This window comes from Micromonospora sp. NPDC002389 (assembly GCF_040296095.1).
Taxonomy (GTDB): domain Bacteria; phylum Actinomycetota; class Actinomycetes; order Mycobacteriales; family Micromonosporaceae; genus Micromonospora.
This window is the reverse complement of record NZ_JBEOWP010000006.1, coordinates 129,433-152,537: the sequence shown is the minus strand read 5'-3', so window position 1 is coordinate 152,537 and position 23,105 is coordinate 129,433. Positions and strand designations below refer to the sequence as shown.

Sequence of the window (23,105 nt, the reverse complement as noted above, 5' to 3'; positions counted from 1 at the left end):
CTGATCGGCCACTCACCGGAAGGTGACCACGTCCGGCGCGCTGACGTCGATCCGGTCGGCCTCCTCGCCGAGCAACGCGGTGGCGACCCGGGCCTTGTCCGCCCCGCGTGTCGCGTCACCCCAGAAGACCGTGCGGTCGTCGCGCAGCAGCACGCTGATCCGGGCCAGCCCCTCGACCCGTACCTCCGCCAGCTCACCGCGCAACTGCGGAGTGAGCTCGCCGAGCACCGTCAGCCCCGCCCGGGTGTCCGGATCGTCCGGGCCGGCGGCGGCCAGGCGCAGCAGCGGCAGGCCGTCCGGCCGCTGCGGCACCGTCCGGAACGCCACCCCGGCCGCGTCGATCACGTCGAACTGCTGCCCGCGCGGCACCACCGCCACGCCGGTCCGCTCCGTCAGCCGCACCACCAGCCCGTCCGGCCAGTCCCGGTGCACGGTGGCCCGCTCCACCGGCGGCAGGGTGCCGATCCGGGCGGCCAGCTCGGCCAGGTCGACCCGGGCCAGCGGCGCGCCGTCGGGCACCCCGGCCGCCTCCCGCACCTGCACGGCCGTGACCAGCTCGGCGCCCTCCACCCGCATCTCGCGTACCCCGAACAGGCCGGTGCCGAGCAGCGTCCACGCGACCAGACCCGCGAGGACGAGCACGCCACCGGCCACCGCCCAGGGCAGCGCAGCGCGCATCCGCCGACGCCGGGCCCGGGCCATGAACCGCCGGGTGGAGGCGGGCACCGCGTCCCGTCCGGCCCGGACCAGTTGCCACCGCCGGGTGGGACGGCGACCTCCGCCGCCGTCCACACCGGTGCCGCGCCCGCGCGCCGGGCCGGGACTCATTCCGCCGTACGGTCCACGCCGAGCGCCGTGCCACCGCCGGCCGCCACCTGCGCGCCGGCGGCCCGCGCGGTCAGCGCGACCAGCAGCTCGTCACCCATGAGCGAGATCGGCGGGGCGCCCATGGTCACCACCACGTCACCGGGGCGGGCCCGACGGGCCACCTCCACCGGCGCGTCCTCCCACGAGTCGACGAAGACCTTCTGCTCCGACGGCAGCTCCACCGCCGCGATCAGCGCCGCCGACCCCTCGCCCGGGCCGCGCAGCTCACCCGGGCCGAAGACCTCCAGCAGCACCAACTCGTCGGCGATCGCGAGCGCCTCGGCGATCTCCGCCTGCAGATCGCGGGTGCGGTAGAGCCGGTAGGGCTGGAAGACGACGATCACCCGCCCCTCCCCGGCCACCTCCCGCAGCGTCCGCAGGGCCAGCGTCATCGAGGTGGGGTGGTAGGCGTACTCGTCGTAGACGAGCACCCCGTCCACCACGCCCTTGCGCTCGAACCGTCGGCGGACGCCGGGGAAGGCCGCCAGCGCGGCCTCGGCCGCCGTCAGCGGCAGCTCCAGCAGGTACGTCGCCAGCACCGCCGAGGCGCTGTTCAGCCCCATGTGCCGGCCCGGCACCGGCAGCCGGAACTCACCCAGCGACCGGCCGTCGATGTGGGCCCGGTAGCGGACCCCCTGGGCCGACGACACGATGTCGCTCAACCGCAGGTCGGCGTCGTCGGCCTCGCCGTAGGTGTAGACCCGACGCCCCTCGGCGCGCAGCGTGGCCGCCAGCCGCCGACCGCCCGGGTCGTCGGCGCAGGTGATGACGTAACCCGCCGGGTCGGTGAGCCGGGCGAACTCGGCGAAGGCCGCCTCCAGGGTGGCCAGGTCGCCGTAGGTGTTCAGGTGGTCGGCCTCGACGTTCGTGATGATCGAGACGAACGGCCGGTAGATGAGGAACGAGCGGTCGCTCTCGTCCGCCTCGACCACGAAGTGCTCGCCGGTGCCGTGGTGCGCGCCGGAGCCGCCCTCGGAGATCTCCCCGCCGATCACGAAGGACGGATCGGTGCCGGCCCGCTGGAGCACCATGGTCACCATGGAGGTGGTGGTGGTCTTGCCGTGCGTACCGGCCACCGCCACCGTGCGCCGGCCGGTCATCGCCGCCGCGAGCGCCTCCGACCGGTGCAGCACCCGCAGGCCGCGCTCCCGCGCCTCGACCATCTCCAGGTGGTCGGCGGGAATGGCCGAGGAGTAGACGACGGTGTCCACACCGTCCAGGTTGGTCGCCTCGTGGGTCATGTGGATCGTCCCGCCGAGCGCCCGCAGACCGGCCAGGGACGGCCACTCCCGCAACTCGCTGCCGGAGACCGGCAACCCCCGGGTGAGGAAGAGCCGGGCCAGACCGCTCATCCCGACGCCACCCACCCCGATCAGGTGAATGTGGCCCAGATCCTCGGCGGTCAGCGTGCCGGCCGGGCTGAACGTGGTCATCGGGACCAACCTTTCGTTCGCGACTGCGGGGCTCGCAACCCCGGCTCACTCCTCGCGCTCACCGGGACCAACCTTTCGTTCGCGACTGCGGGGCTCGCAACCCCGGCTCACTCCTCGCGCTCACCGGGACCAACCTTTCGTTCGAGAGTCCGGTCCGGTCACCGGTTCACCGCCTCGTAGACGAAGTTCAGCAGCGCCTCGTCGCCGTCGCGCCGGCCGTACGCGGCGGCGGCGGTACCCATGGCGTGCAGCCGCTGCGGGTCGCGGACCAGCGGGATCACCGTCCGCTCCAGCCAGTCCGGGGTCAGCTCGGCGTCGTCGACCAGCAGCCCGCCACCGGCCTCCACCACCGGCAGCGCGTTGCGCTTCTGCTCCTGGTTGCTGTGCGGGTAGGGCACGTAGATGGTCGGCAGGCCGATCGCGGCCACCTCGGCACAGGTCATCGCCCCGCCCCGGCCCAGCATCAGGTCCGCGGCGGCGTACCCGGCGTCCATGTCGGACAGGTACGGCAGGGTCACGTACGGCACCGGCAGGTCGGTCGGGATCGGCACCGGCTCGTTGCGGGCCCCCATCACGTGCAGCACCTGGATGCCGTTGCGGGCCAACTCCTTGGCCGCCCCGGCCACCGCGAGGTTGATCGACCGGGCGCCCTGGGAACCACCGGCGACGAAGAGCACCGGCAGGTCGGGGCGGAGCCCGAAGTGGGCGCGGGCGGCGTTGCGCACGGCCGCCCGGTCCAGCCCGGCGATGGCCCGGCGCAGCGGCACCCCGACCACCCGCGCGTCGCGCAGCGACTCGGCCTGGGCCGGCTGGTGCGGGAAGCCGACCGCCACGTGCTTGGTGAACTTCATGCCCAGCCGGTTGGCCACCCCCGGCGGCACGTTCACCTCGTGGATCACGATGGGCAGTTCCCGCCGCCACGCGGCCAGGTAGGCCGGCACCGACACGTACCCGCCGAAGCCGACCACCGCGTCGGCGCGCACCTCGTCGATCACCTTGCCGGCGGCGCGGGCCGCGGTCCACATCCGGCCCGGGGTGCGGACCAGGTTCAGGTTGACCGACCGGGGCAACTGGTAGGCCGGGATGTTGCGCAGGTCGTAGCCGGCCGGCGGGATCAGCTCGTTCTCCAGGCCCTTGGGTGTGCCGAGGCAGGTGATCCGGACGCCGGGGTCGTGTCGGCGAAGGCAGTCGGCGAAGGCGAGCAGCGGGTAGATGTGCCCCCCGGTGCCACCTCCTGCGAGCACCACCGAACGCAGCGGACCCATCAACGTCTCCTCTCGTCCGCCGACCCGCCACGGCCCCGGCTCTCCCGGGTGCCACGCGGTGCGGCCTGGTCGTCCCTGCGCCGCTTGCGTGCCTGGGGTACGGACCCACGGGCAGCCGTCGGCGGCGCCGCGCGGCGGCGCCGGCCGGGAAGCGGCGGCAACGGAGCCCACACTAGTCGGACCCACCGGGCCGGCGGACGGGCATGCAGTGCCCGGGCCGCATCGGGTTCTGCCCGGGCGAAAGAGGCCAGCATGCCGACCGCCGCGAGCGTGACGACCAGGGCGCTGCCCCCGTCGGAGATGAACGGCAGCGGCACGCCGGTCAGCGGCAGCAGGCCGATCACGCCGCCCATGTTGATGAACGCCTGACCGACCAGCCACGCGGTGGCCCCGGCGGCGGCCAGGCGGCGGAACGGGTCGTCCACGCGGCGGGCGATCCGCAGGCCGGTGTAGGCGAGCACGGCGAACAGCACCACCACCACCGCGCAGCCGACCACGCCGAGTTCCTCGGCGATGACCGCGAAGATGAAGTCGTTCTCGGCCGCCGGCAGCCAGGCCCACTTGGTACGCCCCTGGCCCAACCCGGTGCCGAACCAGCCGCCGTTGACGATGGCGTAGCGGGCCTGGACCATCTGGTAGCAGAGCTCGTTGCGGCAGTCGTCCAGCGGCGGCGGGTTGAAGAAGACGGTGAGCCGGGCCAGCCGGTAGTTCTCCTCACCACGGACGCCGGACCCGGCGCCGAGCGAGGCCACCGCGACCAGCAGGCCGATGCCGGCCAGACCGATCGCGCTGAGCGCGGCGAAGATCCGCAATCGCACCCCGGCAGCCCAGAGCAGGCCGACCACCAGGGCCAGCAGACACAGCATGCTGCCCAGGTCGTTGTAGCCGACCAGAACGAACATCAGGGCCACCACCGGGAACAGCGGGGTGGCCAGCTCCCGCCACCAGCCCAGCGCCGCGCCCTTGCGGGCCAGCACGTACGCCCCCCACAGCACCAGGGCGAACTTCGCCAGCTCGGAGGGTTGCAGGCCGAACCCGAACACGTACAGCCAGAGCAGGTCGGCCTCCAGCGGGCCGATCCGGGGCTCGCCGTCGGTCAGCCGCCCGTACGCCTCCAGCAGGTTCAGCACCACCAGCAGTCCCACCGAGACGGCCAGCGCCGGGCGACCCAGCGACCGGTAGGTGCTGGCGGGCAGCCGCTGGCAGGCCCAGAACACCACGATGCCGATCACCGCGAAGATCGCCTGCCTGGTCAGCGACGTCGAGGCGCTCCCGCCCTGCGCGTAGTCGCGCACGCTGGTGGCCGAGAAGACCATGGTCAGGCCGATCAGCAGCAGCAGTCCGGCGCTGGCGAGCAGCAGGTGGTAGGAGGCCAGCGGCCGGGACAGCAGACCACGCAGCGCGGCCAACCCGCCCACCGCGTCCAGGCCCCGCCACGGCCCACCACCCGGCGCCGCGCCGGCCGCACCCGACCCGCCGGTACGACCCGTACCCGCTCCGGTTGTCGCGGCCCCGGCTTTTGCGGCCCCGGCCCCGCGCGTGCTGCCGGGTCGCGCCGTGTCCTCGGTCCCGACCGCCACGGACGATCCCTCGGCGGGCCCTACCCGGGACGACCGCCGGGACGACCGCGCGCCGTCGTCTTCTCGCACCTCCCCCACAGCGCCATCATCGCTGCTCCGGGGACCTGACACCGGCGGTACCGGCCGGTCGGCGTGTCGAACTTGCGTTCAGCCACATTCCGCCACAGGACGACCACTCTCCGACACCCTCACCACCACCCACCTCACCCACCCAACCCCCGCCCCGACCGCCCCCGCCCACCCCGCACCCACGCCCCCGCCCCCGCTCGCGCCCGCGATCATGGAGCTGTGGTCGACTTTTTGTCTGACATGTCCGCATTTATCCATGCCACAACTCCATGATCGCGGGCGTGAGCGTGAGCGGGGGCGGGGGCGGGGGTGGTGAGGGGCGGGTGGGGGTCAGCCCATGTTGGCCAGGAAGTCGCTGTAGAACAGGCCCAGGGCGATGGCGACACCGATGCCGGCGATGATCCAGAACCGGACCACGATGTTGACCTCGCTCCAGCCGGCGAGCTCGAAGTGGTGCTGGAGCGGCGACATCCGGAACACCCGCTTGCCGGTGGTCTTGAAGGAGATGATCTGGATCACCACGGACATCGTGATGATCACGAACAGGCCACCGATGATCGGGAGCAGCAGCACCGTCCGGGTGGACATCGCCATGCCGGCGATCAGGCCGCCCAGACCGAGTGCGCCGGTGTCGCCCATGAAGATCCGGGCCGGTGAGGTGTTCCACCAGAGGAAGCCGACACAGGCACCGGCGGCGGCGCCGGCGATCAACGCGATCTCCAGCGGGTCCCGGACCGCATAGCAGTAGTTGTTCGGGTTGGCGGTGTACGACGGGTCGGCGCACCAGTGCCGGTACTGCCAGAACGCGATCACCGCGTACGCGCCGAGCACCATCACCGAGGCACCGGTGGCCAGGCCGTCGAGGCCGTCGGTGAGGTTGACGCCGTTGGTCGCCGCCATCACCACGAAGATGAAGATGACCACCGCGCCGATCTTGGTAACGTCCAGCGCCGGGATGTCCCGGATGAAGCTGAGCGTGGTGCTGCCGACGGTCTCGGTGTTGGTCAGCTCGCCGCTGGAGTCGGTCATGGTGGACGGGAAGTAGAGCGCGACGACCCCGAACGCCGCACCGACCAGGATCTGGCCGAGCAGCTTGCCCCGGGCGCTCAACCCGCCGCTGTGCCGCTTGCGCACCTTGAGGAAGTCGTCGACGAAGCCGACCGCGCCGGAGAAGACCATCAGGCCCAGCAGCACCAGCGCGGTGATGGTCGGCTCGACCTGGGCGATCTGCGCGTCCGGCAGGGTGGTCAGGGCCAGGTGACCGGCCACGTACGCGATCACGGTGGCCAGGATGAACACCACCCCGCCCATGGTCGGGGTGCCCTTCTTGCCCTGGTGCATCTGCGGGCCCTCGGCCCGGATCGGCTGGCCCGCCTTCAGCCGGGTGAACACCTTGATCGCGATCGGGGTGCAGAACAGCGAGACGAGGAAGGCCACCCCGATGGCCACGATGACCGCTCTCACGAAGCGTCACCCTCGCCGTCTGCGGCCGCGTCGACGCGCAGCGCGTCGGCCACCTCCCAGGTCCGGTACCGGGAGCCCTTCACCAGGACGACATCGCCCGGTCGTAGCTCGCTACGCAGCACCTCGACGGCCGCCGCCTGATCGGTGAGCAACACCGACTCTCCTCCCCAGTCACCTACCGATGTCGCCCCGTGGTGAATCGGCGCCGCGGCCTCACCGACCACCAGCAGCCGGGCGACGCCCAGCTCGGCCGCGAGACGGCCCATGTCGGCGTGCCCCTGCGTCTCGAAGTCACCCAGCTCGGCCATGTAGCCGAGCACCGCGACGGTACGCCTCCCGCTGCCGATGCCGGCCAGCGCACGCAGCGCCACCGCCATCGACGCCGGGTTGGCGTTGTACGAGTCGTCGATCACGGTCACCCCGTCGGTGCGTTCGAAGACGTCCATCCGACGGGTGGAGACCAGTCCGAGCGCGCCCAACGCGACGGCCAGCTCGGTCAGCGGCATGCCCAGTTCCCGGGCCACCGCCGCGGCGGCCAGGCTGTTGGAGACCTGGTGCCGCCCGGTGAGCCCGAGCCGCACCGGCGCGGTGCCCTCCGGCGTCACCAGGGTGTACGCCGGCCGGCCGCGCTCGTCCAGCGTCACGTCCTCGGCCCGGATGTCGGCGTGCGCCGCCTCGCCGTAGCGGACCACGCGGGCCACCGTACGGGTCGCCATCGCGTCGACCAGCGGGTCGTCGGCGTTGAGCACCGCCAAGCCGTCGGCCGGCAGCGCCTCCACCAGCTCGCCCTTGGCGACGGCGATGTTCTCCTGGGAGCCGAACTCCCCGATGTGCGACACCCCGACGTTGAGCACCACGGAGATGCCCGGCGGCGCCACCTCGCAGAGGTAGCGCACGTGCCCGATGCCCCGCGCGCCCTTCTCCATCACCAGGTAGCGCGTCGTCGGCCCGGCCTGCAACGCCGTGTACGGGTGGCCCAGCTCGTTGTTGAACGAGCCCGGTGGTGCCACCGTCTCGCCGAGGCGGGCGGTGAGCTGGGCGATCAGGTCCTTGGTGGTGGTCTTGCCGGAGGAACCGGTCAGCCCGATCACGGTCAGCTCGGGCAGCCGGTCCACCACCGCCCGGGCCAGCCGGCCCATCGCGGTCAGCGCGTCGGTGACCACGATCATCGGGACTCCGGGCACCTCGCGGGTGCCCAGCACCGCCACCGCACCGTCGGCCACGGCCGCCGCCGCGTAGTCGTGCCCGTCGACCTTCTCCCCGTCGAACGCGACGAAGAGCCCACCGGCGCTGACCTTGCGTGAGTCGAACTCGACGCTGCCGGTCACCTGCGCGGCGGGGTCGGCGTCGACCAGCCGCCCGTCGACGGCCGAGGCGACCTCGGCCAGGCTGAGCGCGATCACGGCTGACCCGCCAGGTCCCCGAAGCGGGCCCGCAGCGCGTCGGCGAGCTCCGTCCGGTCGTCGAACGGATACGTCTCGCCGGCGATCTCCTGGCCGCGTTCGTGGCCCTTGCCCAACAGCGCCACCACGTCCTGCGGTTCGGCCATCCGGACCGCCTCGTCGATCGCCGCGCGCCGCCCGGCCACCTCGATGATCCGGGCCGCCGTACCGGCCTGGTAGGCACCGGCGAGCACCTCGGCGCGGATCGCCGACGGCTCCTCGGTACGCGGGTTGTCGTCGGTCACCACGACCACGTCGGCTCCCTCCGCGGCAGCGGCACCCATCAGGGGGCGCTTGCCCCGATCCCGGTCGCCGCCCGCACCGATCACACAGATCAGCCGGCCGGCGCTGAGTTCGCGCAGTGCGGCCAGCGCGGCCACCACGGCGTCGGTCTTGTGCGCGTAGTCGACCACCCCGCGTACCCCGCCGGCCACGCCCACCGACTCCAGACGCCCGGGTACGCCACCGCAGGCGGCCACCCCCTCGGCGGCCGTCACCGGGTCGACTCCGGCGGCGACCAGGGCGGCGATGGCCAGCAGGGCGTTCGCCACGTTGTGTCGGCCGGGCAGCGCCACCCCGGCGGGCAGCGTCAGCCCGTCCGGGCCGTGCGCGGTGAAGCGCTGGGCGTACCCGTCGCCGTCGATCGTGTCGGCCCACCAGGTGGCAGCCGGGTCGCCGGCCGCCGAGTAGCTGACCGTGGCCGGCCGGAAGAGGGGTTCCAGCGCCGGGTCGTCGCGGTTGAGCACCTCCACCGCGCAGCGGCCGTCGAACAGGCGCGCCTTGGCCGCGAAGTAGTCCTCGGCGTCGGCGTGGAAGTCCAGGTGGTCGGAGCCGAAGTTGGTCCAGCCACCCACGCTGAACCGCACCCCGCCGACCCGCCCCATCGCCAGGGCGTGGCTGGAGACCTCCATGACCACCGCGGTGACGCCGCGCTCGCGGGCGGCGGCGAGCATCGCGTGCAGGTCGGTGGCCTCGGGCGTGGTCCGCACGCTCTCCACCACCAGGTCACCCAGGCGCGTCTCCACGGTGCCGATCAGACCGGTGGTGTGGCCGGCGGCACGCAGCCCGGACTCCACGAGATAGGCGGTGGAGGTCTTCCCGGCGGTGCCGGTCACCCCGATCGTCAGCAGGTGCGCGGTCGGGTCGCCGTAGATCGTCGAGGCGACCGGGCCCAACGCCGCACGCGGGTCGTCGACCACCAGCACCGGCAGCCCGGTGCTGGCGGCCGACTCGGCACCGGCCGGGTCGGTCAGCACGGCGACCGCGCCGGCCTGCGCCGCACCGACGGCGAACTCCGCGCCGTGTCGGCGCGCGCCGGGCAGGGCCGCGTACAGGTCGCCGGGTCGGACCTCCTGACTGGCGTGGGTCACCCCGGTCACCACCGGATCGGCGCTGGTAGAGGGCGCCACGGTGAGCAGGGCGGCTAGGTCACCGAGCCGGATTCCGGTCACGGTACGGGGACGAGGATTGCCGCGCACGGCGTCAGACCCTACCCGGTCGCCCGGGTCCGGCCGCACGGCGCGCCTGAATCTCCGCCGCACGAAGTCGAACCGCAGGTCGCGGCCGGTGCACGCGGCAGGCGTACGCCCGGCGGCACGGCGGGGCACCCGACGGCCGGGTGCCTCGGCGACCGCCCGCCTCCGCAGGGGAGGTGATTCCGGGTGACTCCCGCCACCGACGACCATTCACGCCGGGGACGGATACGGAAAGACGACGCACCCGGGCACGGTCACCGCGAAAAGACCGAAAACACACCGACGAATGTGCGTACGTCAATTCCTCGGGTCACCGGTGGTGGCGCCCGGTGACCCGAGGAATTGACGATGACGACAGTTACGGGAATACGGTGAACTTCGGAGCCGGGTCGCCCGACGGCGGCACCCGGAAATGCCGCAGCGCGAAGGTCATCATTTCCTTGAACGCCGGCGCCGAGACCCGGCCACCGCCGCCACTCGGGCTGTGCACGAACACCGCGATCACGTACTTCGGGTCGTCCGCCGGCGCCATCCCGATGAACGAGGCGACGTCGCCGGGCTGTTTCTTCCCCTCGACCAGCCGCCACCCGGTGCCGGTCTTGCCCGCCACCCGGTAGCCGGGCACCGCCGCCGCGAGTCCGGTGGCGTTGTCCACCGTGGTGACCGCCTCCATCATCGTCCGCAGCGCTGCGGCGTTGTCCGGGCTGAGCACCTGGCGGGTCACCGGCTCCTTGTTCGGGGTACGCGTGCCGTCCGGCGCGATCGTCTCCTTGACCAGCCTCGGCTGCACGTACGTGCCGTCGTTGGCGATGGCGGCGTACACGGCGGCCATCTGCAACGGGGTGGCGTCCACGCTGTGCCCGATCGGCACCGAGCCGTGCGACGACTCGCTCCACTCCTGCACCGGCAGCAGTCGACCGCTCGCCTCGCCGGGCATCCCGACACCGGTCGGCTTGCCGAGCCCGAACCGCTGCTGGTAGTCGAGCAGCCGCTCCGGGCCGAGCTGGTCGGCGATCTGGATGGTGCCTACGTTGGAGGAGTGGGCCATCATTCCGGCCACGCTCATCCGACGCCCGTCGGCACGATGGGTGTCGGGGAACCAGGTGTCGCCCTTGCGGATTCCGTTGGCGACCGGGAAGACGGTGTCCGGGGTGATCACACCTTCCTGCAACGCCGCCCCGAACGTGATCGCCTTGTGCACCGAACCCGGGTCGACGACGAAGCTGGTGGCTGCGTCCTCCCGGTCGGTGGGGTCACTCGCCTGCGGTTTCGCCGCGTTGTAGGTGGGATGGCTGGCCTGGGCCAGCACCTCACCGGTCCGCGCGTCGAGCACCACCGCGGCGCCCGTGCTGCCCTGCACCGCCGCCATCCGATCGCTGAGGATCCGCTGCACCGTGTACTGCAGGTCCCGGTCGATGGTGAGCACGATCGAGCTGCCCGGCTTGGCCTTGGTGGTGCGGCTGTAACCACCGGGGATGGGCGCGGCCAACGCACCCAGGCCGATCTCGAAGACACGCTGACCGTCCTCGCCGTGCAGCAGGTCGTCGTAGCGCGCCTCCAGACCCTCCAGCCCGACCATGTCCAGGCTGGTGAAACCGATCAGGTTGGCGGCCAGGTCGCCGCCGGGGACCTCACGCCGCTCGTCCCGATGGGCGGCGATTCCCGGCAGTTTCAGCGCCATGATCTCCCGGGCCCGGCCGACGTCCACACCTCGGGCCAGGTACTCGAACTGCGAGTCGACGCCGCTGATCCGCTTGCGCGGCTTCATCTTCTCGGCCAGCTCCGAGGCGGGCATGCCGAGCAGCGGGGAGAGCGTCTGCGCGGTCGCGGCGATGTCCTCGATCTTGGTCGGGTCGGCGTAGACGTACCGGGCCTCGACGCTGTGCGCCAGGGCGGCACCGTCCCGGTCCAGGATCGCCCCGCGCGGCGCGGGCAACGGCACGGTCCGCAGCCGCTCGGCCATGCCGCCGTCGGCGTACGCCGGAGTGTCGACGGCCTGGAGCACGACGAGCCGCACGCCGATGGCGACGAAGAGGGCCAGCGCCAGCGCGGTGCCCAGCCGCAGCCGGCGGCCGGGGTCGGCGAGCCGGGGCGGACGCGGCGCTTTGCGGGCCGGTCGGCGCCCGGCCGGGCGGTCGCCCCGGCGCGGCTCCCGGCCGCCGACGCGACGCCGGGGCGTGCCGACGGGCGCCTCACCCCGTGGGGTGCGGTCGGTGACCGTACGAACCACGGTGGTCCGGCCGGCGGTGGACTCCCGCCGGGGTGCGGCACCCGCCCGGGCACCGCCACGGGTCGCGGCGGACCGTCCACCGTCGAGCACCTGCAACGCCGGCCGGAACGGGTCCTGGGTCCGGCTGGTACGCGGGTTGCGCCGCTGCTCGGCCCGACCGCCGCCGTCCCGGACGGTACGACCCCGGGGGGTGTACGCGCGGGCGTCGGAGATGCCGCCGACACCCGGCTCACCACCGCGCTCGCCCGACACGCCCCCGTTACGGGAAGAACCGCGCCGGGAGCCTGTGGCGTCCCGGCGCGGTTCGTCTGATCTCGAGGGCACGGCCTACCCCTCCGAGCCCTGCTGGCTGGTGATCGACACCTGCCCGCCGGCCGGCTGCGGCACGCCGATCATCTTGCCGTCCGGCAGCCGGATGTACGCCAGCTCACCCGACTCGACCAGTCCCAGGCGGCGGGCCTGGGCGGCCAGGTTGCCCGGCGACTCCGACTCGGCGATCTGCTTCTTCAGCTGCTGCTGCTCCACGTCGAGCTTGGCCTGCTGCTGCTGGAGTTCGTCGAGCCGGAACGCGTTCTCGTTGATCTTCGTGTTGACGGCCAGGATGCCGAGCACCCCGCCGACGACGAGCACCACCACGAGCGCCGCGAACGGCGCCCGGGGCACCCGCACCGGCGGCGGCGGGGCGACCCGCAGCCGTGGCGACTCGGCCCGCTCCGGCTTGCCGGCAGTGGCCCGCTCCACCGGTCGCAGTGCAGCGCTGCCCTGGACGGGAAACTCGCGCGCCCCCCGGGCGCGAGTGTCGTCCAGCCGGCTCACCCGGTCCTGCCGCCGGGTGTCGGTCCCGGCCGCTCGGGTCCGCTCCGCCGCGATCCGGCCCCCCGACCGCGGTGTGCGCTGCCCGACGCCGGCGACGTCCCGGCGCTTGCTCACATTCATATTCCCTCCCCCTCTTCGTCCGTGTCCCCCGGCGTCCGCCGCGGTCCCCCTCCGGTTTCCGCGGTCGACCCCGTCCCCGGTTGGTGCATCGCCTTAACCCGGCGCCGGTACCGTTCGCGGTCGGTACGCCCCTGGTGCCGGGCCTGCGGGTCGATCCGTTCCGCCGCCCGTAGCCGCACCGATGCGGCTCGCGGGTTGGCGGCGACCTCCCTCTCCCCGGGCAGCTCCGCGCCCCGGCTGAGCAGCCGGAACGTCGGCTCCGACCCGGGCAGTTCGACCGGGAGGTCGACCGGGCCCGTACTGCGGACCCGGCCGGCGAGCGCCTGCTTGGTGAGCCTGTCCTCCAACGAGTGGTAGGACAGGACCACCATGCGACCGCCGACGGAAAGCTTGTCCAGAGCGGCCGGCAGCGCCGTCTCCAGCACTGCCAGTTCTCTGTTTACCTCGATCCGTAAAGCCTGAAACGTTCTCTTTGCCGGGTGTCCCCCGGTTCGCCGGGCCGGTGCCGGGATCGACTCCCGCACCAGCTCGGCCAGTCGCGCCGACGAGGTGATCCGGCCCCGGTCCCGTTCCCGGATGATCGCCGAGGCGATCCGTCCGGCGAACTTCTCCTCGCCGTACACCCGCAGCACCCGGGCCAGATCCGGATGCGGGTAGGTGTTGACCACCTCCTCGGCGGTCACCCCCCGGGTCTGGTCCATCCGCATGTCCAGCGGCGCGTCCTGTGCGTACGCGAACCCGCGGTCGGGCGCGTCGAGTTGCAGCGAGGAGACACCGAGGTCGAACAGCACACCGTCCACGGACGGGTACCCCAACCGGTCCAGCACGTCGGGCAGCTCGTCGTAGACCGCGTGTTCCAGATGGACGCGGTCGGCGAACCGGGCCAGCCGCACCCGTGCGTGTGCGAGTGCCTCGGTGTCGCGGTCCAGACCCACCAGGATCGTCTCCGGATGTGCCTGCAACACCGCCTCGGCGTGCCCGGCCAGACCGAGCGTCGCGTCGACGTGGACCGTACGGCCGCCTCGACCCAGCGCGGGGGCGAGCAGCTCGAGACACCGCTCGAGCAGCACCGGCACATGCGTGCCGCGTAGCTCCCCCATGTCGACCCCCACTGGTTGAACCGGTCTCGTTCTCGCGTCCTGCTCGTCGGACGACGCCGTGCCGTCGTACCGCCAGATCCCCATCCGCTCTCGACCCGTCCACCGGACCGTGGTCCTGCGTGCGGATCGTGTGCCTGGCACCGGGGAAGGGATGCCAGGAGCTCGAAAGCGGCTGGAGATCTCGCAGTACGTCGGGCGTCGCCACGCCCTCACAGACCGCCTGGCAGCACCCCCTCCTCGATGTCGGCGAAGTCGTCTTCGCTCTCGGCGAGGTAGGTCTCCCAGGCGACCTTGTCCCAGATCTCCACCCGGGTGCTCGCACCGATGACCACCAGGTCCCGGTCGAGCCCCGCGTAGCTGCGCAGGTGTGCCGGGATGGTCACCCGGCCCTGCTTGTCGGGTATCTCGTCGTGCGCGCTGGCGAAGAAGACACGGCTGTAGGCCCGGGCCGCCTTGTGCGTCATCGGCTGCGCGCGCAACTGCTCCGCGATGTGCTGGAACTCAGGCGTCGGAAAGACGTAGAGGCAGCGCTCCTGCCCTTTGGTGATCACGACACCCCCCGCCAGCTCATCCCGGAACTTCGCCGGAAGGATCAACCGGCCCTTGTCATCCAGGCGCGGAGTGTGGGTGCCGAGAAACATCGGCCCAACCCCCTCGCCCTTAACGGCGTTCGCGCGCCGTTGACCCCCCGGGCCGGTGGGCCCCTCCCGGCCCCACCAATGCGCCCCACTCTACTCCACTTCCCTCCACCCGCAACCAGAATCGACCGCGCGGCGCGCCGTTGCGCGCCACAAAACCGCACGTCAGCCGGGGTGGAGCGGAGTGGAGGGCGGCGGGGCGCCGGAGGGGGTCCGCTATCCGACATAGATCGACTCGGGCCGGGCCGGACGCCTGCGGCCCCACTCACCGACGAAGTGGACAGAACGGAACACCGTCGGCGGCGATCTGAGGGGTGGTCTGGTCCGGTAACCTCGCTCGCGTGACGGACGCGAAGATGCCCCTACGGGCGAAGGTGGCCAGCTCCGTGTCACGGACCGCCGCGGCCCTGTCGCGGGCTGCGGGCCGTGGCGACGGCTCGGTGATCGGTGGCTGGATCGGCCTCAAGATCGACCCGGACCTGCTGGCGCACCTCTCCGCCGGACGGGCCATCGCGCTGGTCTCCGGCACCAACGGCAAGACCACCACCACCCGGCTGGCCGCTGCGGCCGTCGGCGTGCTCGGCCGGGTCGCCACCAACTCCTTCGGCGCCAACATGCCCACCGGGCACACCTCCGCCCTGGCCAAGGCGGGCAGCACACCGTACGCGGTGCTGGAGGTCGACGAGCACTACCTCGCGCAGGTGATCGAGGCGACCGAGCCACACGTGGTGGCGCTGCTCAACCTCTCCCGAGACCAGCTCGACCGGGCCAAGGAGGTCGCCATGATGGCGCAGCTCTGGCGCGCGGCCCTGGTCCGGCACCCGGACATCCGCATCGTGGCCAACGCCGACGACCCGATGGTGGTCTGGGCGGCCACCCCGCCGGCCGCCCACGACCAGCGGATCACCCCGCCGCACGTCACCTGGTTCTCCGCCGGGCAGCGCTGGCACGACGACTCGTGGGTCTGCCCCGAGTGCGGCTCGACCATCCAGCGCTCCGGCGAGCAGTGGTGGTGCAGCGGCTGCCCGCTGCGCCGGCCGCAGCCGCAGTGGACGGTCGACGACGAAGGGGTCCTGGACCCCACCGGCGCCTGGTACAAGGTGAAGCTCCAGCTCCCTGGCAAGGTCAACATCGGCAACGCGGCCACCGCCCTGGCCCTGGCCGCCGAGTTCGGCGTACGCCCGTTCGACGCGGTCCCCCGCCTCGGCGACGTCACCTCGGTCGCCGGGCGGTACGCCCAGGTCGAGCGGGACGGTCGGCTGGTCCGACTGCTGCTGGCGAAGAACCCGGCCAGTTGGCTGGAGGCGTTCGACATGGCCGAGCACGCCCCGACACTGCTGTCCATCAACGCCCGCGACCCCGACGGGATGGACACCTCCTGGCTCTTCGACGTCGACTTCGCCCCGCTGCGCGGACGTCAGGTGCTGATCACCGGCGACCGGGCGTACGACCTGGCGGTCCGGCTGGACGTCAACGGCGTGCCGTTCCAGCACGTACGCACGTTCGACGACGCCCTCCGGGCGGTGCCGCCGGGGCGGCTGGAGGTCATCGCGAACTACACCGCCTTCCAGGACATCCGAGCGGAGTTGGACCGTGTCAACTGAGACCCTGCGCATCGTCTGGATCTACCCCGACCTGCTGTCCACCTACGGCGACCGGGGCAACATGCTGATCCTGGCCCGGCGGGCGCAGCAGCGCGGCTTCCCGATCGAGGTGTTGGAGGTCCGCTCCGACCAGCAGATGCCCACCACCGCCGACATCTATCTCATCGGCGGCGGCGAGGACGGTCCGCAGGCGCTCGGCGCCCAGCGACTGCTCGCCGACGGCGGCCTGCACCGGGCCGTCGCCCAGGGTTCGGTGGTGTTCGGCGTCTGCGCCGGATACCAACTGCTCGGCACCTCGTTCTTCGCCAAGGGCACCCAGTACCGCGGCCTCGAACTGCTCGACCTCTCCTCCGACCGGGGCGAGACCCGCGCCGTCGGCGAGCTGGCCGGTGACATCGACGCCCGGCTGGGCCTGCCCCCGCTGACCGGCTTCGAGAACCACGGCGGTCGTACCCGTCTCGGTGCCGAGGTCTCCCCGCTGGCCCGGGTCACCGCCGGGGTCGGCAACGACGGCGCCACCGAGGGGGCGTGGCGCGGCAAGCTGCTCGGCACGTACTCGCACGGTCCCGCCTTGGCCCGCAACCCGGCCCTGGCCGACCTGCTGCTGCGCTGGGCCACCGGCGCGCAGCAACTCCCGCCGCTCGACGACACCTGGGCCGACCGGCTGCGGGCCGAACGCCGGGCCGCGGTGGCCGCCGCCCGGGCATGATCCCGGCCGACCGGCGGCTCGCGCGGTACTGGCGATCGGTACGACCGGTCGCCACCACACCGTCGGCCGTCCGGTTCGGCCTGCTGCTGCTCCTGATCGCCGGGTTCGGGGTGACCCTGGTGCTGGTGCCCCACCCCGACCCGACGGCACTGCCGCAGTTCGGCGACCGGCTGGGCGGCCTCGCGCCGGTCGCCGGAGTCCTCGGCGGCGCGCTGCTGCTGGTGGCCCTGGTCCCCCGCACGTTCATCACGCTCGCGGCGGGCGCGGTCTTCGGCGCCCTGGAGGGTGCCGCGTACGCGCTGGGCGCCGCCCTGCTGGCGGCGGCGATCGGCTTCACCGTGGGCCGAATCCTCGGGCGGGAGTTCGTCGCCGAACGGGTCCGGGGCCGGCTGGCCCGACTGGACCGCTGGTTCGCCCGGCAGAGCGTGCTCGGGGTAATCACCGTACGACTGCTGCCGATCTCCGGCTACGGCCTGGTCAGCTACGGCTACGGCACCACCGGCGCGCGGATCCTGCCGTTCCTCGTCGGCAGCGTGATCGCCTCCGCCCCGTCGGCGTTCGGCTACGCCGCGGTCGGTGCCGCCGTCACCAGCCCCGACGAGATCAACTGGCTCGCCGCAACGCCCGCCGCGCTCGGCTTCATCGCCAGCGCGGTCCTCCTCACCCGCTGGTGGCGCGCCGAACGCCGACGCCGCACCACCCCGATGTAAGGAGGGGTCCCCTGCTATCGCCTGGTGTATAGCAGGGGACCCCTACTAACAACTCAGCAAGCGCGGTCGTGCCGCGCCCCCGCCCTCGCCGCATCGCGCCCCATGATCACGCTCGATCCCCGATCGAGTGGCCTCGGTGCCGCCACGACACCACTCGAACCCGGATCGAGCACGACCTTGCGACGAGTCGCCGCGCCCTGGGTCATCGGGTGAGGCCGACCAGGGTGGCCAGGCGCGCCACGCCGGCCGGTGCGGGCCGCCCCCGGGCGATCTCGCCGAGGAGGGTACGCCCCGACGGCCGCACCCGAACCTCAGCCGGTGCGTGACCTGGACGGAACCCGCTGTCTGGTACGCCGAGTCGCCGCCGCTGCTGCCTTCATCACGGATCCGGTGGGAGACGTTCTACTCGTCAAGCCCCCTACCGCGACCATTGGGCTTTCCCCGGCGGTTATGTGGAGACGGATGAGTTCCCGCAGCAGGCGTGCGCTCGTGAAGTGCATGAGGAGTTGGGCATCCCCGTCACCGTGGGCGACCTGCTGGTGGTGGACTGGTCGCCTCCCACCGGCCCGCGGCCACGTGCCCTCGTCCACTTCACCTTCGACTGTGGCGTCCTCGCGGGGCTAGACCAGATCCACCTCGCCGGTCAGGAGCTGGAAGACGCCGCCTTCGTACCGCCGGAGCGGACGGCACGTCGTCTTCCGGCCAACGTGTCCCCACGGGTGCACGCCGCAGCATGGGCTCACACCGTACGCACACCGGCATACCTTGCTGGTGGGCTCGCGTTTCTGCCGGGCACGCAGGGGTGACCCGCGTAGATCCTGCCTCGAACAGGAGCCCGCCCTCTCGCCGCGCGGCATGATCCCGCTCGATCCAGGATCGAGTGGACTCAGTGCCGCGACGAGACCACTCGATCCAGGATCGAGCACGACCTTGCGACGAGTCGCGGCACCCTGGGTCACCGGGTGAGGCCGGCCAGGGTGGCCAGGCGCGCCACGCCGTCCGGCGCGGGCCGTCCCCGGGCGATCTCAGCCAGGAGAGTACGCGCCGACGGCCGCACCCGGACCTCAGCCAGTGCCACGCCGTCCGCGCTGACCAGCATCCGCCCCGCCCCGGCCAGGTCACCGGCCGCGGCCGTCGAATGTTAGGAAGGGTCCCCTGCTATGCACGAGGCGTTAGCAGGGGACCCTTCCTTTCACATCACGCGACGACGGACACCATCCGGCCGGCGATCACGATCACCTTGCGCGGCTCCTTGCCGGCCAACGCACCCGCCACCGCTGCCAGCGCGGCGGACCGGACGTCGTCCTCGGCGGCGTCGGCCGGCACCTCGACCCGGCCCCGGACCTTGCCGTTGACCTGCACCGGATAGGTGACGGTCTCGGCGACCAGCAGCGCCGGGTCGGCGACCGGGAAGTCCGCGTACGTCAGGGAGGTCTGGTGGCCCAGCCGCCGCCACAGCTCCTCGGCGATGTGCGGGGCCACCGGCGCCACCATCAGCACCAGCGGTTCGGCCACCTCGCGCGGGGTGCTCGCCAGCTTGGTCACCGCGTTGGTCAGCTCGATCAGCTTGGCGATCGCGGTGTTGAACCGGATCCCCTCCATGTCGCCCCGGACACCGTCGATCACCCGGTGCAGCAGCCGCCGGGTCTCCTCGTCGGCCGGTGCGTCGGTGACCCGCGACTCGCCGGTCTGCTCGTCGACGATGGCCCGCCAGACCCGCTGCAGGAACCGGTACGAGCCGACCACCGCCCGGGTCTCCCACGGGCGGGACACCTCCAGCGGCCCCATCGACATCTCGTAGACCCGGAACGTGTCGGCGCCGTACGCGGCGCACATCTCGTCCGGGGTGACGATGTTCTTCAGGGACTTGCCCATCTTGCCGTACTCGCGGTTGACCTGGACGTCGCCCAGGAACCAGCCGCCGTCGCGCTCGACGACCTCCTCGGCCGGCACGTACGCGCCCCGGGCGTCGGTGTACGCGTACGCCTGGATGTAGCCCTGGTTGAACAGCTTGCGGAACGGCTCGAACGACGACACGTGCCCCAGGTCGAACAGCACCTTGTGCCAGAACCGGGCGTACAGCAGGTGCAGCACCGCGTGCTCGGCGCCGCCGACGTACAGGTCGACGCCCCCGCAGTCACCCTCGCCGCGCGGCCCCATCCAGTACCGCTCGTTGTCCGCGTCGACGAACCGCCCGTCGTTGGTCGGGTCCAGGTAGCGCAGCTCGTACCAGCAGGAGCCGGCCCACTGCGGCATCACGTTGGTCTCCCGGGTGTACCGCTTCGGCCCGTCACCCAGGTCCAGCTCGACCTCGACCCAGTCGCGGCGGCGCGACAGCGGCGTCTCCGGGTCGCTGGCGGCGTCGTTCGCGTCGAAGGTGCGCGGCGAGAAGTCGTCCACCTCGGGCAGTTCGACCGGCAGCATCTCCTCCGGCAGCGCGATCACGGCGCCGTCGGCGTCGTAGACGATCGGGAACGGCTCGCCCCAGTACCGCTGCCGGCTGAACAGCCAGTCCCGCAGCCGGTAGGTCACCGCGCCCTGACCGGCGCCCTCGGCCTCCAGCCAGGCGATGATCCGGGCCTTGGCGTCGGCCACCCCCAGTCCGTCCAGGTCCAGGCCGCGCTCGGGCGCGGCGCTGTTGATCGCTGGCCCCTCCCCGGTGTACGCGGTGCCGTCGAAGCCCTCCGGCGGCTGCACGGTACGCACGATCGGCAGCTCGAAGAGATCGGCGAACTCCCAGTCCCGCTCGTCCTGTGCGGGTACCGCCATGATCGCGCCGGTGCCGTAGCCGGCCAGCACGTAGTCCGCGATGAAGATCGGGACCTGCCCACCGGTGACCGGGTTGGTGGCGTACGCGCCGATGAAGACGCCGGTCTTCTCCTTGGTGTCGGCCTGCCGCTCGACGTCGGTCTTGGCCGCGGCCGACTTCCGGTACGCCTCGACGGCCGCCCGGGGACCGGTGTGCCCGCCGGTCCACGCGTCCCGGGTCCCCTCCGGCCAGGCCGCCGGCACCAGCGCGTCGACCAGCTCGTGCTCCGGCGCCAGCACCATGTAGGTGGCCCCGAAGACGGTGTCCGGCCGGGTCGTGAACACCCGGATCGGCGCGGTCGGAGTCGGGAAGTCGATGTGCGCACCGGTGGACCGGCCGATCCAGTTGCGCTGCATCAGCTTGATCGGCTCGGGCCAGTCCAACTTGTCCAGGTCGTCCAGCAGCCGGTCACCGTACGCGGTGATCCGCATCATCCACTGCTTCAGGTTGCGCTTGAAGACCGGGAAGTTGCCGCGCTCGGAGCGGCCGTCGGCGGTGACCTCCTCGTTGGCCAGCACCGTGCCCAGACCGGGGCACCAGTTCACCGGCGCCTGCGACACGTACGCCAGGCGGTGGTCGTCGACGATCGCGCGACGCTCGGCGGGCGACAGCTCGGCCCACGGCCGACCGTCCGGGGTACGCCGGGTACCCCCGGCGAACTCGGCGACCAGCTCGCTGATCGGGCGGGCCCGACCGGCCTCGCGGTCGTACCAGGAGTTGAAGATCTGCAGGAAGATCCACTGCGTCCAGCGGTAGAAGTCGGTGTCGATGGTGGCCACCGAGCGCCGCTGGTCGTGGGCCAGCCCCAGCCGCCGCAACTGCTCCCGGTACCGCTCGATGTTGGCCTCGGTGGTCGTCCGGGGATGGGTGCCGGTCTGCACCGCGTACTGCTCGGCGGGCAGGCCGAACGCGTCGAAGCCCATCGCGTGCAGCACGTTGCGCCCGGCCATCCGCTGATAGCGGGCGTAACAGTCGGTGCCGATGTAGCCCAGCGGGTGCCCGACGTGCAGCCCCGCGCCGGACGGGTACGGGAACATGTCCAGCACGTACAGCTTCTCCGCGCCGGAGCGCGGGTGGGCCGGGTCGGCCAGCGGGCCGGACGGGTTCGGCGCGTGGAAGCTGCCCTCGCGTTCCCAGTGATCCTGCCAGCGGCGTTCGATCTCGTCGGCCAGCACGGCGGTGTACCGGAACGGTGGGGTGTCGTTGGTAGCTGCCTCGGTCATGGCCTTCTCCTCGCGTCGACCGGCGGGGTCTTCTCCGTGCTGGCTGGTCTCGTGTCCGTGCTCGGCGGCCCGCCCCGGGCCCCGGCGGGCACGAAAAAGCCCCTCGCACAGGAGGGGCCGCCGTGCTGTCGCGCCTGTCAGCGCGTCAGCACGGCTCGGTAAGAAGCAGGAAGACTCCGGCCATGACCGGCAGTGTACCGCGACCGTCACGGCGGTCCGCGTCTGGCCGCGTACGTCCCTCCCCCCGCACGGGATCGGGACGCCCGCCGCCGCTTACCCGGCAGAACCGACGACATGCGCTGTGTGAACGACAAATAGCCCTGTAAGCACCCAAACACCTGCGCCGGTCGGCGTTGGCGAGAAACATGGTTAGCCTGAGAGGCCAGTGAGATTGCTGCGGCAGACGAGGCTCGCACGTCGCGAACCCAACGGCGGGTCCAGGTGCTCTATACAGAGCTGCCGTGACAGCGACGAGGAGGAGGCCCGTGACACAACAGACCTGGGACGAAGTTGGCGGACTGCTGCCGCACGACGAGTTCCGCGCAGCGAGCGACGCCATCGTGGCCAACATCGAACAGGTCATCGAGGGCAAGACCGCCACCGTGCGGCTCGCTCTGGCCGTCCTGCTCGCCGAGGGTCATCTGCTCATCGAGGATGTGCCCGGCGTCGGCAAGACCAAGCTGGCCAAGGCCCTCGCCCGCTCCATCGACTGCTCCGTGCGCCGCATCCAGTTCACCCCCGACCTGCTGCCCAGCGATGTGACCGGCGTCAGCGTCTACAACCAGGAGACGCACGACTTCGAGTTCCGGCCGGGTGCCGTCTTCGCCAACCTGGTCGTCGGCGACGAGATCAACCGGGCCTCGCCGAAGACCCAGTCCGCGCTGCTGGAGTGCATGGAGGAGCGGCAGGTCACCGTCGACGGGGTGACGTACCAGTTGCAGACCCCGTTCATGGTGATCGCCACCCAGAACCCGATCGAGATGGAGGGCACGTACCCGCTGCCGGAGGCGCAGCGGGACCGCTTCACCGCCCGGATCGCGATGGGTTACCCCGACCCGAACGCCGAGCTGGCCATGCTCGACGGCCACGGCGCGGTGGACCCGCTGCCGGCACTGCGCCCGGTCTCCGACGCCGACACCGTGCGTCGGCTGATCGGTCACGTCCGGCAGGTGCACGTCGCCGACGCGGTCAAGCAGTACGCGATCGACCTGGTCACCGCCACCCGGGAGGCACCCGACCTGCGGCTCGGCGCGTCCCCGCGGTGCACCCTGCAACTGCTGCGCACCGCCCGCGCGGTGGCCGCCCTCGACGGGCGTGACTACGTCCTCCCCGACGATCTCCAGGTTCTCGCCGTACCGGTCCTGGCGCACCGGCTCATCCCCACCGCCGACGCCCAGCTCGCCCGGCGTACCACCGACGCGATCGTGGCGGACCTGGTGCACCGGCTGCCGCTGCCGCACGACCGCCAGCGCTCGCCGTACGACACCCGGCCGCCAGCCGGCAACGGCAACGGCAACGGTCGGGCCCCGTTCGAACCCCGGAGGCCGTGAC

General features: G+C 72.3%; 18 protein-coding genes. 5 read left to right on the top strand and 13 right to left on the bottom strand.

Annotated elements, in window-relative coordinates; all coding sequences use genetic code 11:
* Positions 1-12 precede the first annotated feature (12 nt).
* The 11 genes from ABT008_RS13680 to mraZ form a co-directional block, all read right to left on the bottom strand.
* Positions 13-792, bottom strand: a complete 780-nt coding sequence (locus ABT008_RS13680) for a cell division protein FtsQ/DivIB (RefSeq protein WP_350696784.1) — start codon at positions 790-792, stop codon at positions 13-15.
* A 32-nt stretch (positions 793-824) separates the two neighbouring features.
* Positions 825-2,300 carry a UDP-N-acetylmuramate--L-alanine ligase gene (gene murC, locus ABT008_RS13675; protein ID WP_350696371.1) on the bottom strand — a complete coding sequence of 492 codons (1,476 nt, stop codon included), beginning with the start codon at positions 2,298-2,300 and terminating at the stop codon, positions 825-827.
* Positions 2,301-2,458: 158 nt separating this feature from the next.
* The gene (gene murG / locus ABT008_RS13670; protein WP_350696369.1) at positions 2,459-3,565 is read right to left on the bottom strand and encodes an undecaprenyldiphospho-muramoylpentapeptide beta-N-acetylglucosaminyltransferase; all 1,107 of its coding nucleotides are present in this window, start codon (positions 3,563-3,565) and stop codon (positions 2,459-2,461) included.
* The gene (locus tag ABT008_RS13665) at positions 3,565-4,974 is read right to left on the bottom strand and encodes an FtsW/RodA/SpoVE family cell cycle protein (protein ID WP_350696782.1); all 1,410 of its coding nucleotides are present in this window, start codon (positions 4,972-4,974) and stop codon (positions 3,565-3,567) included. The genes murG and ABT008_RS13665 overlap by 1 nt, the downstream gene beginning before the upstream one ends.
* Positions 4,975-5,544: 570 nt before the next feature.
* A complete protein-coding gene (gene mraY, locus ABT008_RS13660) occupies positions 5,545-6,678 on the bottom strand; it encodes a phospho-N-acetylmuramoyl-pentapeptide-transferase (protein WP_350696367.1) in 1,134 nt (377 codons plus the stop codon).
* Entirely contained in the window at positions 6,675-8,081 is a 1,407-nt protein-coding gene (locus tag ABT008_RS13655; protein WP_350696365.1) for a UDP-N-acetylmuramoyl-tripeptide--D-alanyl-D-alanine ligase, read from the bottom strand. Before ABT008_RS13655 ends, mraY begins: the two co-directional genes overlap by 4 nt.
* Positions 8,078-9,637: a UDP-N-acetylmuramoyl-L-alanyl-D-glutamate--2,6-diaminopimelate ligase gene (locus ABT008_RS13650; protein ID WP_350696363.1), complete on the bottom strand. Its 1,560-nt coding sequence runs from the start codon at positions 9,635-9,637 to the stop codon at positions 8,078-8,080. Before ABT008_RS13650 ends, ABT008_RS13655 begins: the two co-directional genes overlap by 4 nt.
* Positions 9,638-9,953: 316 nt before the next feature.
* Positions 9,954-12,149, bottom strand: a complete 2,196-nt coding sequence (locus ABT008_RS13645; RefSeq protein ID WP_350696362.1) for a penicillin-binding transpeptidase domain-containing protein — start codon at positions 12,147-12,149, stop codon at positions 9,954-9,956.
* 3 nt (positions 12,150-12,152) lie between these two features.
* Positions 12,153-12,761 (bottom strand): cell division protein FtsL, encoded by a 609-nt coding sequence (gene ftsL, locus ABT008_RS13640; RefSeq protein ID WP_350696360.1) that lies wholly within the window; start codon positions 12,759-12,761, stop codon positions 12,153-12,155.
* Positions 12,758-13,861 carry a 16S rRNA (cytosine(1402)-N(4))-methyltransferase RsmH gene (gene rsmH / locus ABT008_RS13635; RefSeq protein WP_350696359.1) on the bottom strand — a complete coding sequence of 368 codons (1,104 nt, stop codon included), beginning with the start codon at positions 13,859-13,861 and terminating at the stop codon, positions 12,758-12,760. The genes ftsL and rsmH overlap by 4 nt, the downstream gene beginning before the upstream one ends.
* Positions 13,862-14,070: 209 nt before the next feature.
* Positions 14,071-14,502, bottom strand: coding sequence for a division/cell wall cluster transcriptional repressor MraZ (gene mraZ / locus ABT008_RS13630; protein WP_131053914.1), 432 nt, complete (start codon positions 14,500-14,502; stop codon positions 14,071-14,073).
* A 353-nt stretch (positions 14,503-14,855) separates the two neighbouring features.
* Between mraZ and ABT008_RS13625 the strand changes: the two genes are divergently transcribed.
* The 4 genes from ABT008_RS13625 to ABT008_RS13610 all read left to right on the top strand — a co-directional run bounded on the left by ABT008_RS13625 (position 14,856) and on the right by ABT008_RS13610 (position 18,328).
* Positions 14,856-16,103 (top strand): MurT ligase domain-containing protein, encoded by a 1,248-nt coding sequence (locus ABT008_RS13625; RefSeq protein WP_350696780.1) that lies wholly within the window; start codon positions 14,856-14,858, stop codon positions 16,101-16,103.
* Positions 16,093-16,812: a type 1 glutamine amidotransferase gene (locus ABT008_RS13620; protein WP_350696358.1), complete on the top strand. Its 720-nt coding sequence runs from the start codon at positions 16,093-16,095 to the stop codon at positions 16,810-16,812. The genes ABT008_RS13625 and ABT008_RS13620 overlap by 11 nt, the downstream gene beginning before the upstream one ends.
* Complete coding sequence (locus tag ABT008_RS13615; protein ID WP_502890433.1) at positions 16,755-17,522, top strand: TVP38/TMEM64 family protein; 768 nt, start codon at positions 16,755-16,757, stop codon at positions 17,520-17,522. Before ABT008_RS13620 ends, ABT008_RS13615 begins: the two co-directional genes overlap by 58 nt.
* 341 nt (positions 17,523-17,863) lie before the next feature.
* The gene (locus tag ABT008_RS13610; RefSeq protein ID WP_502890432.1) at positions 17,864-18,328 is read left to right on the top strand and encodes an NUDIX domain-containing protein; all 465 of its coding nucleotides are present in this window, start codon (positions 17,864-17,866) and stop codon (positions 18,326-18,328) included.
* Positions 18,329-18,477: 149 nt separating this feature from the next.
* Here ABT008_RS13610 and ABT008_RS13605 read toward each other — a convergent pair whose 3' ends face one another.
* The gene (locus ABT008_RS13605) at positions 18,478-18,621 is read right to left on the bottom strand and encodes a hypothetical protein (protein ID WP_350696352.1); all 144 of its coding nucleotides are present in this window, start codon (positions 18,619-18,621) and stop codon (positions 18,478-18,480) included.
* Between the two features lie 98 nt (positions 18,622-18,719).
* Positions 18,720-21,554: a leucine--tRNA ligase gene (gene leuS / locus ABT008_RS13600; RefSeq protein ID WP_350696350.1), complete on the bottom strand. Its 2,835-nt coding sequence runs from the start codon at positions 21,552-21,554 to the stop codon at positions 18,720-18,722.
* Positions 21,555-22,039: 485 nt separating this feature from the next.
* On the opposite strand from leuS, the gene ABT008_RS13595 reads away from it, so the two are divergent.
* The gene (locus ABT008_RS13595; RefSeq protein ID WP_350696348.1) at positions 22,040-23,104 is read left to right on the top strand and encodes an AAA family ATPase; all 1,065 of its coding nucleotides are present in this window, start codon (positions 22,040-22,042) and stop codon (positions 23,102-23,104) included.
* The last annotated feature ends 1 nt before the right edge of the window (position 23,105 follow it).